Below are 18192 nucleotides of genomic sequence, written 5' to 3'. Positions count from 1 at the left end.
GTTAGTATATTTTGAATAAATAACTTACTTTAAAAGTTTTTTGGAAAGGAAGCATATGAAGTCAAAATATAGTAAGGTTAAAATAACGGCATTAACATTAACTTTTGTGTGTGCCACAACAGCCATGGTTGGCGCAACAACATTACAATATGGTGATAAGGGCAAAAGTGTTACAGCGGTTCAACAACAACTAATTAAACACGGCTATAATGCTACAGATAAAAATGGTGTATATGGTAAGGAAACGAAGTGGGCAGTTCGTTTGTTCCAACAAGATCGTGGCCTTCCAGTGGATGGTATCGTAGGCCCTGCTACGTATAACGCATTGATGGGTGCTCCTCGTTCTACGAAGGCAGTATTGACTCAAAATGCAGCGACTAAAGCAGTAGCAACGAAATCCGCTTTTACAAACAGCAACGCGACATCCCGTCGTATCGCTGGTCAATCCATTAATGGCAAGAACGTTAAATTAAACAATATTACGAAAAATGAAACACCTAGCAGCATTCACGCAATCTTGGCAGAAGCTGACAAATACCGCGGTGTACCCTATGTATTTGGCGGTACTACTCCAAGTGGCTTTGACTGCTCTGGTTATGTTAAATATGTATTTGAAAAACAAGGTATTTCCTTACCACGTTTGGCAGATGAACAGTATAACGTAGGTGTTGAAGTTTCTCGTGCGAACTTGAAAGCAGGGGATTTGGTATTCTTCGAAACATATGAACCAGGTCCATCTCACTCTGGCATTTATATTGGCGATGGCAAGTTCATTAGCGCCACTTCCAGTCGTGGTGTTGCAGTAGCAGATCTTGATACTGGCTATTGGGGTGAACGTTACATCGGCGCAAAACGCGTTGTACGCTAATTTAATAACTAGCTATAAAAGAGGCTATACGAATCAATTTTGTTTTGTTGATTTGTATAACCTCTTTTTATGTTTATTATTTACGATTTAACTAGCATTGACTAAATTTGACCTTTACTTTTATTGTAAAAAATATGGATTAAAATTTATATCTTTCACGGTCTGATTGGATTGGTGTGAAAGTGCGTGAATTCCGCATAATCTCAATGTTTTTGATAGATTTTATATCGTTTTTGAGTTATAATGAAGAGTAAATAATTTTAGGAGGAATATACACATGAAGGGTAATGAACTGCGTCAAGCATACTTGCAGTTTTTTGAAAGTAAAGGACATTTAAAATTAGATAGTTTTTCTCTTATACCAGAAAATGATCCGTCTTTGTTATTGATCGGGGCAGGTATGGCGCCATTGAAGCCTTTCTTTACAGGTAAATTGGTACCTCCTTGTCGTCGTATTACAACATGCCAAAAAAGTATGCGTACCGGTGACCTTGAAAACGTAGGGCGCACAGCACGGCATCATACATTCTTTGAAATGTTGGGGAATTTCTCTTTCGGGGACTACTTTAAAAAAGAAGCTATTCATTGGGCGTGGGAGTTTTTAACTGAGGTTATTAAACTCGATAAAAATAGATTATATGTTACTGTATATCCAGATGACCAAGAGGCATATGATACATGGCATAATGATTGTGGTGTAGAAGAGAGCCATATCACGCGTCTCGAAGATAACTTCTGGGAAATTGGCGAAGGCCCATGTGGTCCAGATAGCGAAATCTTTTTTGATCAAGGTCCTGAACATGGTTGTGATGACCCTAATTGTGCGCCAGGCTGTGATTGCGATCGCTATCTTGAAATTTGGAACTTAGTGTTTACTCAATTCAATAAAATGCCAGATGGATCTTATGAACCATTACAACATAAAAACATCGATACAGGCGCCGGTCTTGAACGATTGGCTTCCGTATTACAAGGCTGTAAAACAAACTTTGAAACCGATTTGATTTTCCCAATCATCGAAGCCACTGCAAAACGCGCTGGTGTTACATATAACGAAGATCCAAATACAGATGTTTCTTTAAAAGTTATCGCTGACCACGCTCGTGCTGTCACTGCATTGATCTCCGATGGCGTATTGCCATCCAACGAAGGTCGCGGCTACGTATTGCGTCGTATTTTACGCCGTGCTGTACGTCATGGCCGTTTACTTGGTATTGAAGGTATCTTCTTAACACCACTTATTGATGTAGTCGTAGACATTCTTGGCCCTGGTATTACATCTATTGCTGAGAAACAAGACTTCGTTAAACGCGTGGTTCAAAACGAAGAAGAACGCTTTAACCAAACCTTGGAACAAGGTCTTGAGTTATTAAACTCCTTAATCGATACATTAGCCGCTGAAAAGGCAACTGTAGTTCCTGGTTCTGAAGTATTCAAACTATATGATACCTATGGATTCCCTTGGGAATTAACAGAGGAAATCGCTTCTGAACGTGGTTTTACAATCGACCATGAAGGCTTTGAAGCTGCTATGAAAGAACAACGCGAACGCGCTCGTGAAGCTCGTGTAAAAGAAGATGCAAAGGTAGCAACACCAGACATTACATTCTTGAAAGATGAAGAACTTGTTGAAGATGAAGCAGAAACTGCATCCTCCGTATTAATGCTTGGTAAAGGTTCTGAACGCTTGCAAACAGCAGCTGATGGCGATGAAATTACTGTTATCGTACGCACTACTCCATTCCATGCTGAAGGGGGCGGTCAATTAGGTGATACAGGTTTTATCGTGGGCCCAATGGGTAAGGTAGAGGTTCATAATACAAAACGTTTACCTGAAGGCACTGTATATCATATCGGTACTGTTATAGAAGGTTCTATTTCTGAAGGTGACGATGTAACGCTTGAAGTGGATACAAATCGTCGCGCAGCAATGGCCCGCAACCATACAGCAACACATTTATTACATGCAGCATTGAAAAAGGTTCTTGGCGAGCATGTTAACCAAGCTGGTTCTCTAGTAACTCCTGATTACTTGCGTTTTGACTTCACTCATTTCTCTCCTGTAACACAAGAGGAACTTGATCAAATCGAAGTACTTGTAAACGAAGAAATTTTAAAAGCTACGGACCTAGCTATTGCTGAAATGTCCATGGACGAAGCAAAAGCGAAAGGTGCGATGGCACTCTTTGGTGATAAATATGGCGATGTAGTTCGCGTTGTAGAGGTTCCTGGCTTCTCCGTTGAATTATGTGGTGGTTCTCATGTAGGCAACACAGCTTTCATTAGTTCTTTCCGTTTAACATCTGAAGCTGGTATCGGTTCTGGTGTACGTCGTATTGAAGCGATTACAGGTCGTGCAGCTCTCGATGCAGCAAAACAAGATCGTTTGACTATTGAACGCATGGCAAGCGAGCTTAAAACTAAAGCTCCTCAAATAGAAGAACGCTTACACCAAGTATTAGCAGAAGCTAAAGAAACTGCTAAAGAATTAGAACAAATTCGTAAAGAAGTTTCTGCTGCTGGTGCAGCTGATATCATTGCGGGTAAAGTTGTAGTAGGTGATGTTGAATTTGTTGCTGCCGCTGTAAAAGCGTCCTCCATTGATGAATTGCGTGATTTAGCTGATATGGGCCTTGATAAAATGAATGGCTCTGGTGTGGTTCTTGTAGGCGCTGTTATGGGCGATGATAAGGTAAACTTTGTATGTAAAGTATCTAAAGATGTCGTTGCTAAAGGTGCAAAAGCAGGTAATATTGTTAAAGCGGCAGCTCAAGTAGCTGGAGGTAATGGCGGTGGCCGTCCAGATATGGCACAAGCAGGTGGTAAAGAGCCAGCTAAATTAATGGAAGCATTAAAAGCTGGTGGTGAAGCCTTAAAATCTATGTTACAATAGGCATATAATTTTATAATTATACTTGTATCTGTTATAGAAATTTTTCATAATGCATAAAAAGTTACTGACTTTGTAGCTTTAATTCAAGTATAATAGTAGGTGAGATTCCACTTTTATGGTGAAATCTGCCGATGTAATAAAAAGGAGGGATACGATGAACGTTTCAGATGAAACCATGTTATTCCGTAAAGTAGACGATGAACCGATGACCGCTGAAGAGGTACTTACGCGTGTTTATCAATCTATTCAAGAAAAAGGTTACAATCCAATTAATCAAATCTTAGGGTATCTAATCTCTGGAGACCCTGCGTACATAACAAGTTATAATAATGCGCGTTCCGATATCCGTCGTTTAGAGCGTGATGACTTGATTGAAGAATTGTTGAAAGAATACGCAAAGGCTAAACAACTATAATGAGAATTATGTCATTAGATGTAGGCAGCCGTACTATTGGTATTGCCTGTAGCGATGCACTGCTCATGACAGCACAAGGTATTGAAACCATTCGTAGAACATCTCTAGAAAAAGACTTTAATCGCTTACAAGAACTCATTTCTGAATATGAAGTACATGAACTTGTGGTAGGTATGCCGAAAAATATGAATGGTACAAAAGGTGAACGGGCTGAAAAGACTGAAGAATTCGTTGCAAAGATGAAGGAAGTCATCGATTTACCTGTTACATATTGGGATGAGCGGTTATCTACTGTTATGGCTGAACGTCAACTCATTGCGGCTGACGTGAGCCGTAAAAAGCGTAAATCCGTTATCGATAAAATGGCAGCGGTTGTAATTTTGCAAGGATATTTAGATCGCTTGCAGTTTAATAAATAAGTATTTTCTTTAAGGAGGGTTTCCAATGGTTGACCAAAATTTTGAGGGTGAAGTGTATTATTTGGAATTCGAAGACGAACATGGTAATAAACAATACTTCACAGAAGATGTTATCTTGAGTCATGAAGGTCAAGAGTATGCCGTTCTTGTGCATGTACAAGATGAAGATGCTGATCATGAAGGTCAAGATGACACATACATGATCTTGGCTCGCATCGAAACAAACGAAGAAGGCGTAGAAGAATACGTACCTTTGGATGAAGAAGATGAAAACTTTGAAACTCTAGTAAATTTGTATGAAGACATGGATGAAGACGAATAATCGTTTTTAGCATAAATTTAGCGCATTGTCAGTGGACAATGCGCTATTTTTATTTTGTTATACATTATCATTGTTTTACAAAGACGAGACTTCATTTATGCTAAAGGCATAACAAATCCACAAAATTAATATATTATATAAAATGTAATAAGCGTAATCATTGCCCTTTTATATAGGGGAAATATAGAGTTTATGGTATAATGAATTGATATACTGTTATGTTACAGAAAGGAACTCAACAACGTGAGAAAAGCCTTAAGATATATTTTGATCCTAGTTATTGTAGGTATATTAATTATTGGTGGAGGCCTTGGTGCATTGTACTTTGTACCGAATACCTTTGCTCAAGATGATGGAACACAAGTAGTCGTTATAGAAAAAGGTCAAACGGGTACTGAAATTGCAGATATGCTTTTTGAAAGGGGGCTTATTCGCTCAACTCAAGGCTTTAAGCTTTGGTTATACTTGAGTGGTACCAATGATAAGCTTCAAACTGGCCATTATCAAATACCTAATAAGGTAACTGTGCACGAACTCATTTCTTTGTTACAAGAAGGTCATGTAGAATCTATTCGTGTTACAATTCCTGAAGGCTATACAGTTGGGGATATCGCTATCGTTCTTGAAAAGAATCAAATCATGAAGGCGAAGGACTTCTTGGCTGAAGCTAAAACTTATGTACCATACCCATACATGAAAGGTACAAAACCTGCTACATATCCTGTAGAAGGCTTCTTGTTCCCAAGTACGTATGAAATCCCCGTAGGGGCTACACCTCGTGATGTTATTCAAATGATGGCTGATGAAATGAATCGTTATCTCACACCAGCTGTGAAGAAACAAATTCAAGCTCAACATATGAGTATTCATGACTTTGTAACCTTGGCGTCTATCGTTGAACGAGAGTCGTTATTTGATGCAGACCGTCCAACCATTGCAGGGGTGTTTAAAAAGCGTCTAGCTCATGGTATTCCATTGCAATCTGATGCGACTATTTCCTATGTACTTGGTTATGCAAAGGAAAATGTAACGATTGGTGATACACAATTGCAAAGCCCATATAATACTTATGTATCTAAAGGTTTACCACCAGGACCAATTGCAAATCCTGGTAAAAAAGCTTTAGATGCAGTATTACACTCTGAAAATACAGATTATTTATACTTCGTAGCAGATAAAGAGGGGCATAATCACTTTTCTAAATCATACGAAGAACATTTAGCAACGGTTAATAAAATTTATGGCGCTGACACAGTAAAAAATTCTTCTGCTAATACTGAAGTAGCTGCACAAGCTGGTCCTAACTATGACGTAGCAGTAGCGACTACAGAGCCTAATTATAATTATAGTTCTGCAGAAGCAGTGGAAGCAGATTCTCAATATGTTGATGTAGAACCTAGTTATAAATACACACCAACTACAGTTCCTGCGGCTGAGGTCCCAGATCCTGTACCAGGTTCAACACAAAATCAATCATCGACGCAAGTTACGCCAACTGCTCCATCCTATGGAAATAATACAAATACCAATACGTATGTACCCACGACGACACCTGTACCTGAATCGATGCAGAACGTTATTCCTAATGCACAACAAGTACCACAAATTCAGGTAGAATCTGCAAATCCAGCTGAACGCTCTACGTTGGTAGTTCCTAGTGGTACTAACAATAGATAATGTAGGAGATTTAATCTACTTTCATGATATTAAATGATATTTTAAATGAACAGCGTATTTATGCGATGATTAATGATGTGCCGATTTTACGAGAATCTGAGGTTCATCTATTTGAAGAATTAATAGGTTTATACCGGCCCACCTCTGTGTTAGAGGTGGGCACAGCCATTGGTTACTCCGCTTTATTGATGGCACCATTACTCGACGAAGAGGAAGGGCATATCACCTCCATTGAATTGGATGATGTGCGCTATGAAATGGCGAAATACTATATTAACCAATCCGATTATACCGATAAAATTACATTGCTGAAAGGTGATGCGTCTCAAGTCTTAACGGAACTCACAGGCGAATACGATCTAGTGTTTTTAGATGGACCAAAGGGGCAATATTTAAAACAACTTGAACTTATTCTGCCACATGTGAAAGAAGGGGGCGTCATTCTTGCAGATAATGTACTCTTTAGAGGCTATGTAAGGGGCGATAAGGAACCGCCAAAACGGTTCAAAACTATCGTAAAACGGTTACAAGAATACTTAACATATGTTGAAAATAAAGAATTGTTTAACACCACCATTTATCCCATGGGTGATGGTATGAGTGTGAGTGTGTGGAAAGGGCACAACAAATAATGGCAGAACATTTTATGGAATTGCTTTGTCCTGCAGGTAATATGGACAAGCTTAAAATGGCTATTCGCTATGGTGCGGATGCCGTATATTGCGCAGGTAAACGTTTTGGCTTGCGCGCAGGTAACTCTAATTTCTCCGATGAGGAATTAAAGGAAGCTGTAGAATTTGTACATGCGCATGGCAAAAAGATTCATGTTACATGTAATATCATTCCTCACAACGAGGACTTTGAAGGTTTAGAGGACTATTTGAAATTCCTTGAAAGCATCGGTATTGATGCTATCATCGTTGCAGACATGGGGATTTTTAGCCTTGCTAAGCGCGTGGCTCCAGGTTTAGAGCTTCACGTAAGTACACAAGCTTCTACTACAAACTGGCATACAGTTCAAATGTGGAAAGAACTTGGTGCCACACGTGTTGTAGCGGCTCGCGAAGTATCCTTAGCAGACCTTAAAGAAATGAAGGATCATGTAGATATTGAAATTGAGTCCTTCGTACATGGTTCTATGTGTATTTCTTACTCTGGTCGCTGCTTATTGTCTAACTATATGACAGGTAATCGCGATGCTAACCGTGGTCAATGTTCTCAATCTTGCCGGTGGAAATATTCTCTTGTAGAATCAAATCGACCTGGTGAATATTACCCAATCGAAGAAGATGAACATGGCACATATATCTTTAACTCTAAAGACTTGTGCTTGATTCACCGTATTCCAGATCTTTATGAAGCTGGTATTGATAGCCTTAAAATCGAAGGGCGTATGAAATCAGTTCACTATTGTGCCACAGTGGCAAAAGTATATCGTACAGCGATTGATACATACCTTAAAGAAGGTAAAGATTGGTATGTTCGTCCAGAATGGATTGCAGAATTAGAGAAGATTTCCCATCGTCCTTATACAGATGGTTTTGCAGAAGGTCGTCCTGATGAAACGGCTCAAAACTATGGTAAATCTACGAATACTCAGAGTCATGACTTCATCGGTTTAGTTATGGGCTACAACGAAGAAGAAAAATACGTTGATCTTGAACAACGTAATAACTTCAAGGTGGGCGATAAGGTAGAATTCTGCCAACCGAAAGGGGAACTTGTTGAAACTGTTATCGAAAAAATGACAGATGAAGATGGCAATCCTATCGATGTAGCACCTCACGCACAAATGAAAGTACGTATCTATATGGATACACCACTTGAACCGTACTCCATGATGCGCCGTGAGTGCAAACCTAAAGAGGATGAATAGTTTATGAGTGGTATAGCCTTAGAACCGAGTAAATCAATCGGTGCATTTCCAGATGTACCCGACTTAACCACCTCTGGAGAAGAAGCGTATGTGTACTTTCACATTGATCCTAAGCATACGAATTTCATCAATCGCATCATTGAAGGCTATGAATATTTAGGTGTTATGACCTCTGTAGATACGAGTGGGCGGTGCATGTTGCGCTGCACACCATCTACAAGACCTTTGGCGCTTGAAGTATTAAGTAGTTTATCCGACTATGTCACTATAGAAGATAAAGTATAATTTTTATTGTAAATCGTATGAGGGAATTTTATGACTATACTAGATTTACAATTACATCAAATGTATACAAATTGTAGAGAAATGAGAGTATATCTATGAAACAATCTATTTTGAAACGCACATTATTAACAGCTTGCCTTGGAGCATCTATGGCAGGTGTAGCTATGGCGGGTCCTGTAGGCCCTGTAATCATTCCTCAAGCCGGGGATGTGGTTGTTATCAATCATGGTCCTGATATGACTTTCACAGGAAATATCAATTTTGATGTTGAAAGCCAAACTAACAACAATTTACAAATTGGTTCTACTGTGATTCCTAATGTGGTATACGGTGCGGCTTTCAATAAGTCTGGCGCACCAGATACTATCATCCCGGCTCAAACGTATGTATATGTAGGCACAAAAGACGGGGCGAATGCTTTCACAGAAGCTAGCGATGCAGACAAAAAAGGGGCAAGTTGGAATGTGGAAACATTGAAAAAAACTAAATCTGGCGATGTACAATTGGCGAGCCGTGGCGTGCCTGAAAAACCATTGGCTAACCAAGTGGCGACCATTAAAGATTCCATTATGCTTAGCGCTGTAGACCTCAGTACTACAGAGGTGGGCCGCAATAGCAAGGGCGTTTTATATATGACCGTGCCTAAGGAATTGAAATTGACTGCTGACACAGGCATTCCTGATGATGTACGTGAAACGATGCCAGCCATGTTCCGGGGCAAAATGGGAGACTCCCTCATGGTAAACCTCATGCCTCTAAATGAGGAAGAGAAGCAACAATTAGCGGCAAATCCACATAATGCGAATACTATCGTATTCAACCGTGGTATGAACATGGCAAAAATGATTGGTTCCTCTGCGCGTACAAGTAAGGTGTATACATACATGAAGGACCATTATTTGAACCTTGTTATTGTAGCGAAAGATTACGATGATAACGGTGCCCGTGGTAGCGGTGTTATGATGGTATCTAAACAAGATAACTCTAATGACGTGCTCTTAACACTCTACAAAGGTCCAGACCTTTCTACTAGCAAATTGGAAAAAGTAATTGGAGCTATGTTGTCTACAAACTTCAAACGTTAATTTATAAATAATGCATATAAAATGGCTCGAGATTCTGATATGTTCCGCCTTTACTGGTTGTCTAGTAAAGGGGAGCATATCATTCGCGGGCCGTTTTCTTTAAAATATAAATGTATCAATATAAATGAAGAGAAGATTTACAATTTATGGATTTAAAAAATTACAATTTATAGTTTTCAAGAAATTTACAGTTAAACTGTATTGAATTTTTTAGTCCTCTATGATACTATAATCTAGTAAAAGTGATGCAAAGGACATGATTCTTTTATCCCTGTGTACCAGAGAGAGGCTAATGCTGGAAATGCCTTACACATATATTAGAGTTACCCCCTTTAAACTGATTTGTCGAACCTAAGTAGGCAAATACGGTCGCCACCGTTATCGGGCTTAATGAAGTGAATTAACTATACACATATATTGGTATAGGTAGTTAACTAGGGTGGAACCGCGAATGATCTTCGTCCCTTGTTTGTAGGGATAGAAGGTCTTTTTTTATTACCCAATTTTTACAAGCTAATTACTCAATGTTTATGTATTGTGTGGTAAGTAGGTATATTGGTGAAAGTAGAAAATCAAAGCTATCCTAGTTTATAAATTGGAGGAAAGAAAAATGGCAGATGTAAAAATTATTTTACCTGATGGTAGTGCAAAGGAATACGCTGCTGGCACTACTCTTGGGGAAGCAGTAAAACAACTATCTAACAGTTTGGCTAAAAAAGTACTAGCTGCAAACGTAAATGGCGAATTAACAGACCTTCGCGAAGAACTTGTAGATGGCTCTGAAGTTGCGTTCTTAACATTCGAAGATGAAGGGGGCAAACATACTTTGCGCCATACAGCTTCTCATATCTTGGCACAAGCGGTTAAACGTTTATGGCCTGAAGCTAAATTGGCTATCGGTCCTGCTATCGATAAGGGCTTTTACTATGATATCGATATGGAACATATTTTGACTCCTGAAGATTTGGGTAAAATCGAAAAGGAAATGAGCCGTATTGTAAAAGAAAATTTACCGATTACTAAATCCGTTATGCCTCGTCAAGAAGCTATCGAATTCTTTAAAGCTAAAAATGAAGATTACAAGGTAGAATTGATTCAAGATCTTCCTGAAGATGCTGTAATCTCTTGCTACTCTCAAGGCGATTTCATCGATCTTTGTGCAGGACCTCACGTGGCATCTACTGGTAAGGTGAAAGCTTTCAAATTACAAAGCATTGCAGGTGCATACTGGCGTGGCGATGAAAAAAATAAAATGTTACAACGTATTTACGGTACAGCATTCGAGAAAAAAGAAGAACTGGATGCATACCTTCACATGCTTGAAGAGGCGGCTAAACGAGACCACCGTAAGCTTGGTAAAGAACTTGGCTTGTTTGTTATCAAAGAAGAAGGTCCTGGGTTCCCATTCTTCTTGCCAAAAGGCATGGCTCTTCGCAACGAATTAGAAAACTTCTGGCGCGAAGTTCACCATGAATTTGAATACGAAGAAATTCGTACACCAATTATCTTGAATAAACAATTGTGGGAAACATCTGGTCACTGGTTCCATTACCGCGAAAATATGTACACTACAATTATTGACGAAGAAGAATATGCAATTAAACCAATGAACTGCCCAGGCGGTATCTTGGTTTACCAAAACGAAATGCATTCCTATCGTGACTTCCCATTGCGTTACGCTGAACTTGGTCTAGTTCACCGTCATGAATTATCTGGTGCATTACACGGCTTGTTCCGGGTACGTGCTTTCACACAAGACGATGCTCACGTATTTATGTTGCCATCTCAAATGCAATCTGAGTTGATGAAAGTTATCGAATTATTCGACCGCATTTATAGTCAATTTGGCTTGAAATACCATGTGGAATTATCCACTAAACCTGACAATGCAATGGGTGATGATGCGATTTGGGAAGCCGCTACAGAAGCATTGCGTAATGCTATCGAAGCAAAAGGCATTCCATACGTAATTAACCCTGGTGATGGTGCATTCTACGGTCCTAAACTTGACTACCATATTGAAGACTCCTTGGGACGTACATGGCAATGTGGTACTATCCAATTGGATATGAACTTGCCAGAACGTTTCCAAATTGAATATGTTGGCGAAGATGGTCAAAAACATCGCCCTATTATGATTCACCGTGCATGCTTCGGATCCATGGAACGTTTTATCGGTATCTTAACTGAACACTATGCAGGTGCATTCCCAACATGGATGGCTCCTGTACAAGTTAAAATCTTGCCTATCTCTGAAAAACACGTTGAATATGCTAAGGACTTGGCAAAACAAATGCACCGCGACTATGTACGCGTGGAAGTAGACGATCGCAGCGAAAAAATCGGTTATAAAATCCGCCAAGCACAAATGGCAAAGGTTCCATACATGCTTGTGGTAGGTGATAAAGAGGTCGAAGAAGGCACAGTTAACGTTCGTAAACACGGTGGTGACGAATTGGGCTCCGTACCATTCGAAGAATTCTTCAATTCTATTAAAACTGAAATTAAAGAACGCAACTAATTATTTACTCTCCTAGTAATTATAATGTTATAAATCCCCCTCACATCTTGCACAATTTAAATTAGTCTGTATAATTTAATAGTGATGAGATTATAAGAGGGGGATTTTGTATTATATTCGCTTTAATTGTTACCTGTGAGTAGCGAAAGGAAATGACTATGAAAGAAGTAAATTCATACGGCTGGAAAGCTGTTATTGGTTCCTCTATTGGCTATGCCATGGATGGGTTTGATCTCTTGATTCTCGGCTTTATGTTGAGCTTAATTTCAGGGGACTTAGGTTTGACCACAGGTCAAGCAGGTTCCCTTGTGACGTGGACCTTGGTAGGTGCTGTAATTGGTGGTTTTATCTTTGGTACCTTGTCAGATAAGTTTGGTCGTGTTCGTGTGTTGACATGGACTATTGTATTATTTGCTGTATTCACTGGCCTATGTGCTTTTGCACAAGGGTATTGGGATCTTCTCATATATCGTACAATTGCCGGTATCGGCTTAGGCGGTGAATTCGGTATTGGTATGGCCTTAGCAGCCGAAGCATGGCCTGCACAACACCGTGCAAAAGCGACGAGCTATGTTGCCATCGGTTGGCAGTTAGGCGTATTGGCCGCAGCACTGTTAACACCCGTATTACTCCCTTATATTGGCTGGCGTGGTATGTTCATGGTTGGCATTATTCCTGCCTTTGTAGCCTGGATCTTCCGTGCGAAATTACATGAACCAGAAATCTTTGTTCAAAGTAAAGAAATTAAGGAATACTCCCATACGAACTCATTCAAGTTATTAGTAAAAGATGTAAGAACTACAAAGACCTCTATAGGTGTTGCTATTTTAACATCCGTTCAAAACTTTGGTTACTACGGTATTATGATTTGGTTGCCTAATTTCTTGAGTAAGCAATTAGGTTTTTCCCTTACTAAATCTGGTTTGTGGACTGCTGTTACCGTATGTGGTATGATGGTCGGCATTTGGTTATTCGGACGATTGGCTGATAAAATTGGTCGTAAACCGACATTTATTTTGTTCCAAGTATGTGCTGTGGCATCTATCTTGATTTACTCTCAACTATCTGATCCAACAGCTATGCTATTTGCTGGTGCTATATTAGGGGCCTCCGTAAATGGTATGATGGGTGGTTACGGTGCCTTAATGGCGGAAGCATATCCAACAAGTGCTCGTGCAACAGCTCAAAACGTATTATTTAACATTGGTCGTGCCGTAGGTGGCTTTAGCCCAATGGTAGTAGGCATGATTATCTCACTGTACTCCTACCAAGTGGCAATCGCTTTCCTCGCGATTATCTATGTAATCGATATTTTAGCAACAGTATTCTTAATTCCTGAACTAAAAGGTAAGGAATTAGAATAAATAAATAATTTTGAAAGCTTTACATTGAAAAGAACATAGACGTTTTATATTGAAACGCATATAAAAATCAAGAGGCTCTGTCATAAGACAGAGCCTTTTATAGTGTGTTTAATTTAAAATATTAGAATTATCTAGAATATTTGGTTTATTTAGAATATTTAGACTTAAGCAATTCCGATCCAGCGCCAGTATGTAAGTGCAAATACGAGCATCATTACATATCCAATAATTGTTAATGGAATGCCTGTAGTCATAAATGTTTTTACGTCGAATGTGTCGGTACCGTAAGCTACCATACCTTGTGGAGAGTTTACTGGTAATACTAGACCAAAGCAGATCGCATATTGCATGAGCATTGTTACGCCAAGTGGATTAAGTCCTTCTGCGGAATGTCCCATAACGATAGAGATTACGATAGGAATCATGGCAGAAGAGAGGGCTGTAGCTGATGCAAATCCAAGGTGGATTAAAATCAAAAAGGCAGCCATAATAGCAATCAAAAGGAATACGCTTGCTGTTTCAAGAGAAAAGGCATTTACGAATACTTGAGCGAGCCAGGTGGCCGCTTTCGTTTTAAGTAATACGGAACCAAGACCGATACCAGCCCCAAACATAACGATGGAACCCCAGTCGATGTTTGGCTGTGCAAATTTCCAGTCCATAATGCCAATTTTAGGGATAAAGAATAAGGCAATTGCTATAATTGTAGTTGTTGTAGTATCGATGGTATGTAATTTACCTCCCGTTGCCCACAATGCTAATAAACCAATAGAGATGCATAATAGTTTCTTTTCATCAAATGTCATTGGACCGATTTCTTTACGCATTTTAGCGAGTTGTACATCACCGCCAACGAGCTCTTTAAATTCAGGTTTAATAAAAGCTTGCGTTACAAAGTAAGTAATAATAGCCATAATTATGGAGAACGGTGCAGCTGCTGTAAGCCAATCAATCCAACTTACAGATGTGTTCATCTGTGTTTGCATAAACCCAACAGCTACGAGGTTTTGTGCGGCTGCTGTTTGAATCATAATATTCCAAAAGGTATCTGCTTGTACGGCGCCTACCATGAGGAGAGCGGCTACACGGCTTTTACGTTCAATACCTAAGTTTTCAACGATACCGATAATAATTGGAGCGAGACAAGCGATACGAGCCGTTGCACTCGGTACAAAGAAGGCTAGAATGAGACCTGTAATAATAACACCTAAATAGATGCGGCTTACCTTTGTACCTACACTAGACAATACGAGCATGGCTATGCGACGATCGAGACCCGTTTTACGCATGGCTACGGAAATAAACATAGCTGCACCTACGAGAATCATCGCAGGAGAAGAATAACCTGATATAATTAGTTTTAAGGCATTAGCTGTGCCCATAGCTTTCGTGGGCGCCTCTGGATTTGGAGAGAAGCCTAGTAATAAGGCCGTGAGTGCCGTAATCATGGTCGCACTTACCGGATAGGATACAGCCGATGTCATCCACAAGATGATAGCAAAGGCGAGGACACCAATCATGCGATGACCACCGGTAGATAATGTCTCTGGTGTTGGTAATAATAAAATGCTGCCTAAAACAATAAAGGCAAGAATAAGACCTATATTTTGAACTGTTGTACGCGCCTTTTGAGAAGGCAAACTAGTTGTTACACTCATAATAAAACCCCTTTCAATTTGTGTAATACCTATTACTATATAATATCTAGTTAGACAATACCCAGTTGGATAATACTCAGTTAGATAATACCTAGTCAGATAGAATATGTTATATATATTATTGTATCGTATTTTTCTATAGAATTAATAATTATATTATAGAAATATTGTATACATAAAGGGGGATAGGTGTCAGTAAGTATACCTATATACAGAACTTATAATCTCTGTTATACTGTAAGAGTTGTAATAATAAATTGCTGAGAGCAACCTAAGATTGTTGTTGACTTTCACTATCTAATTTGTTATTATAATTAAGTAATTTATGAAGCAGAGGCCATCCGCCACTCACCTAATACCAAGAAGTATGAGGTTAATATAGAGAATTCTATTCGGATGGTGTTTGCCGTCCGTTTTTTTTATTCTCTTGGAGGTGAACGCTATTAGCAAGGATACACCACGCATTAATGAAGAGATTCGTGCTCGTGAACTTCGTGTCGTAGGTCCTGAAAACGAACAAATCGGTATTATGTCTGGCCGTGAGGCTTTGGCATTGGCTGAAGAACAGCATCTTGATCTTGTGGAAATTGCACCTAACGCTAAACCACCAGTAGCTCGCATTATGAACTACGGTAAATATCGTTATGAACAACAAAAACGCGAGAAAGAAGCGAAAAAGAAACAAAAAATCGTAACTTTGAAAGAAGTCAAATTACGTCCACATATTGAAGACCATGACTTTTACGTAAAAATGAAAAACGCATCCAAATTCTTGGCGGAAGGCAATAAGGTAAAAGTAACCATCATGTTCCGCGGTCGTGAACTTTCACACCCTGAACTCGGCATGGCGGTATTGACACGTTTTGCTGATGAACTCAAAGAAACGGCGTCTATTGAAAAAGCAGCTAAGTTAGAAGGTCGTAACATGACCATGATTTTAGTAAGTAAATAAGGTATTGGGAGGATTATATTATGCCAAAAATTAAAACTCGTCGCGCAGCGGCTAAACGTTTCGCAGTAACTGGTACTGGTGAATTCAAGCGTGCGAAAGCTTTCAAAAGCCACATTCTTGAGAAGAAATCTCCAGCTCGTAAACGTAATTTACGTAAAGCTACATTGGTTGCAAAAGCTGACCACAAACGCGTAGCTAAATGCTTACCATACGCTTAATCGTTAACTATTAGATCGATATATCGTAATTTAGGAGGAATATACAATGGCAAGAGTGAAAAAGGGCGTTACAGCTCATGCACGTCATAAAAAGATTTTAAAATTAGCTAAAGGTTACCGCGGTACACGTTCCCGTTTGTTCAAAAAAGCTAACGAAACAGTAATGAAAGCGTTGTACTACGCTCGTCGTGACCGTCGTGCGAAAAAACGTGAATTCCGTCAATTGTGGATTGCTCGTATCAACGCAGCGGCTCGCATCAACGGTACAACTTACAGCCGTTTTATCGCTGGTTTAGCTAAAGCAGGCGTTGAAGTAAACCGTAAAATGTTGGCTGACTTGGCAGTTAACGATGCAGCAGCATTCGCTAAACTTGTTGAAGTAGCTAAAAACGCTTAATAACATAACAATATACATTGAGGACTCTCTTTGGAGGGTCCTTTTTTATGTGGTGAAAGTAATAGATTATCAATACTTTTATAATATGATATCCTATACATATAATGTGTGTGATAATATTAAAAGAGAGGATTTAAATTAATGAAAAAGTTATTTTCTATGTTATTGTTAGCATGTATAGTAATACCATTACAAATCCAAGCTATATCGATGGAAGCTATTAAAAATGATAAGAATAATATTCCTATTCTTACAGGGAAAAATGCCATTACGTATTTTGTAGACAAGAGTTCTATTAAAAGAATAGAAGAGAACCAGTTTATTTATAAAGCACAGGCAGTTGTATATGAGGTCGAAAATAATAATAGTCGTAGAACTAACTCATATATTCACAAGGTTTTAGTTACTTATCGATATGATATAAACCATTCTGTAGCCAGCGTATTACGTACTCCACAGTATGCACAAGACTATTCACTCCTCATATATGCTAAACAAGCTAGCTCTGGTATGAAATTAACGATAAATAGTGTGGAAGATTTTAATTATGAAGGTGTAGTCTTGGGGAATTTCGGTAATATTCCAGAACAATACGTTGATGTAGCTTTGCGTGATCCTAAATATGTTGTAGGTAATTATATCTTTAAAGAAGCTTATGGTACAGCTTATGAAAATATGACTCTTCATAAGAAATAAGATAAATGAGTTTATTTGAAATATGCAGATGGAAGATAATTAGGTATTATGTAAATCTGTCAATTGTGGATTGTTTTTATCAACGCAGCGGCACGCATTAATGTCACAACTTAGCGTCGTTTCATCGCTGGTTTAGTAAAGCAGGTGTTGAAGTTAACCGTAAAATGTTGGCTTACTTGCCAGTTAAATTATTTTATAAGGAGTGAACTCTATGACAGGACAAATGGAATCTCGATTTGAAGGATCTGTACTCGGATATATCGGGTATACTTTGGCAGCGTTTCTGATTACGGTATGTACCTTCGGCATTGCATTCCCTTGGGCGGAGGTTATGTTCCGAAGCTGGATTTGCCGTAATACGATTATTAATGGTAAACGACTTTACTTTGACGGAACTGGTACACAACTATTTGGTAGTTATATTAAATGGTGGTTCTTCACCTTTATTACCTTTGGCATTTATAGCTTTTGGTTGTTCAATAAAATGACACATTGGCGCGTTAAGCATACACACTTTGTCGAGTAATAGTATAAGAAATATATTTT

Annotated in this window: 18 protein-coding genes and 1 other annotated feature; of the genes, 17 read left to right on the top strand and 1 reads right to left on the bottom strand. The window is 39.0% G+C overall.

Annotated features, from left to right (window positions below; translation table 11 throughout):
- Nucleotides 1-55: 55 nt before the first annotated feature.
- The 12 genes from VPAR_RS05970 to VPAR_RS05915 all read left to right on the top strand — a co-directional run bounded on the left by VPAR_RS05970 (nt 56) and on the right by VPAR_RS05915 (nt 13725).
- Complete coding sequence (locus VPAR_RS05970) at nt 56-868, top strand: C40 family peptidase (RefSeq protein ID WP_008714242.1); 813 nt, start codon at nt 56-58, stop codon at nt 866-868.
- Between the two features lie 277 nt (nt 869-1145).
- Entirely contained in the window at nt 1146-3761 is a 2616-nt protein-coding gene (gene alaS, locus VPAR_RS05965; protein WP_012864561.1) for an alanine--tRNA ligase, read from the top strand.
- 154 nt (nt 3762-3915) lie between these two features.
- The gene (locus tag VPAR_RS05960; RefSeq protein ID WP_004696366.1) at nt 3916-4176 is read left to right on the top strand and encodes an IreB family regulatory phosphoprotein; all 261 of its coding nucleotides are present in this window, start codon (nt 3916-3918) and stop codon (nt 4174-4176) included.
- Complete coding sequence (gene ruvX, locus VPAR_RS05955) at nt 4176-4595, top strand: Holliday junction resolvase RuvX (RefSeq protein ID WP_004696363.1); 420 nt, start codon at nt 4176-4178, stop codon at nt 4593-4595. Before VPAR_RS05960 ends, ruvX begins: the two co-directional genes overlap by 1 nt.
- Before the next feature lie 25 nt (nt 4596-4620).
- Nucleotides 4621-4917 carry a DUF1292 domain-containing protein gene (locus tag VPAR_RS05950; protein ID WP_012864560.1) on the top strand — a complete coding sequence of 99 codons (297 nt, stop codon included), beginning with the start codon at nt 4621-4623 and terminating at the stop codon, nt 4915-4917.
- 243 nt (nt 4918-5160) lie between these two features.
- Complete coding sequence (gene mltG / locus VPAR_RS05945; RefSeq protein WP_012864559.1) at nt 5161-6594, top strand: endolytic transglycosylase MltG; 1434 nt, start codon at nt 5161-5163, stop codon at nt 6592-6594.
- Nucleotides 6595-6617: 23 nt separating this feature from the next.
- Nucleotides 6618-7226, top strand: coding sequence for an O-methyltransferase (locus VPAR_RS05940; RefSeq protein WP_012864558.1), 609 nt, complete (start codon nt 6618-6620; stop codon nt 7224-7226).
- Entirely contained in the window at nt 7226-8470 is a 1245-nt protein-coding gene (locus VPAR_RS05935; protein WP_012864557.1) for a peptidase U32 family protein, read from the top strand. Before VPAR_RS05940 ends, VPAR_RS05935 begins: the two co-directional genes overlap by 1 nt.
- Before the next feature lie 3 nt (nt 8471-8473).
- Nucleotides 8474-8755, top strand: coding sequence for a DUF4911 domain-containing protein (locus VPAR_RS05930; protein WP_012864556.1), 282 nt, complete (start codon nt 8474-8476; stop codon nt 8753-8755).
- A gap of 95 nt (nt 8756-8850) precedes the next feature.
- The gene (locus VPAR_RS05925; protein ID WP_012864555.1) at nt 8851-9840 is read left to right on the top strand and encodes a hypothetical protein; all 990 of its coding nucleotides are present in this window, start codon (nt 8851-8853) and stop codon (nt 9838-9840) included.
- Nucleotides 9841-10076: 236 nt separating this feature from the next.
- Nucleotides 10077-10309 (top strand) — a binding site (T-box leader).
- Nucleotides 10310-10450: 141 nt separating this feature from the next.
- A complete protein-coding gene (thrS, locus tag VPAR_RS05920) occupies nt 10451-12361 on the top strand; it encodes a threonine--tRNA ligase (RefSeq protein WP_012864554.1) in 1911 nt (636 codons plus the stop codon).
- Between the two features lie 158 nt (nt 12362-12519).
- On the top strand, nt 12520-13725 hold the full coding sequence (locus VPAR_RS05915) for an MFS transporter (protein WP_012864553.1): 1206 nt from the start codon (nt 12520-12522) through the stop codon (nt 13723-13725).
- 164 nt (nt 13726-13889) lie between these two features.
- Here VPAR_RS05915 and VPAR_RS05910 read toward each other — a convergent pair whose 3' ends face one another.
- Nucleotides 13890-15383 carry a DASS family sodium-coupled anion symporter gene (locus tag VPAR_RS05910; RefSeq protein WP_012864552.1) on the bottom strand — a complete coding sequence of 498 codons (1494 nt, stop codon included), beginning with the start codon at nt 15381-15383 and terminating at the stop codon, nt 13890-13892.
- Nucleotides 15384-15816: 433 nt separating this feature from the next.
- Here VPAR_RS05910 and infC point away from each other — a divergent pair, with 433 nt between their 5' ends.
- The 5 genes from infC (at nt 15817) to VPAR_RS05885 (ending at nt 18172) form a co-directional block, all read left to right on the top strand.
- Nucleotides 15817-16335: a translation initiation factor IF-3 gene (infC, locus tag VPAR_RS05905; protein WP_008601314.1), complete on the top strand. Its 519-nt coding sequence runs from the start codon at nt 15817-15819 to the stop codon at nt 16333-16335.
- 20 nt (nt 16336-16355) lie between these two features.
- Complete coding sequence (rpmI, locus tag VPAR_RS05900; protein WP_004696338.1) at nt 16356-16553, top strand: 50S ribosomal protein L35; 198 nt, start codon at nt 16356-16358, stop codon at nt 16551-16553.
- A 46-nt stretch (nt 16554-16599) separates the two neighbouring features.
- Nucleotides 16600-16950: a 50S ribosomal protein L20 gene (gene rplT / locus VPAR_RS05895; protein ID WP_004696335.1), complete on the top strand. Its 351-nt coding sequence runs from the start codon at nt 16600-16602 to the stop codon at nt 16948-16950.
- Nucleotides 16951-17091: 141 nt separating this feature from the next.
- The gene (locus VPAR_RS05890; protein WP_012864550.1) at nt 17092-17646 is read left to right on the top strand and encodes a hypothetical protein; all 555 of its coding nucleotides are present in this window, start codon (nt 17092-17094) and stop codon (nt 17644-17646) included.
- A gap of 211 nt (nt 17647-17857) precedes the next feature.
- The gene (locus VPAR_RS05885; RefSeq protein ID WP_012864549.1) at nt 17858-18172 is read left to right on the top strand and encodes a DUF6693 family protein; all 315 of its coding nucleotides are present in this window, start codon (nt 17858-17860) and stop codon (nt 18170-18172) included.
- Nucleotides 18173-18192 lie beyond the last annotated feature (20 nt).

The sequence above is a fragment of the Veillonella parvula DSM 2008 genome, from assembly GCF_000024945.1.
GTDB lineage: Bacteria > Bacillota > Negativicutes > Veillonellales > Veillonellaceae > Veillonella > Veillonella parvula.
The sequence above is the reverse complement of the archived record's forward strand: the minus strand, read 5'-3'. Positions and strand labels throughout refer to the sequence as shown.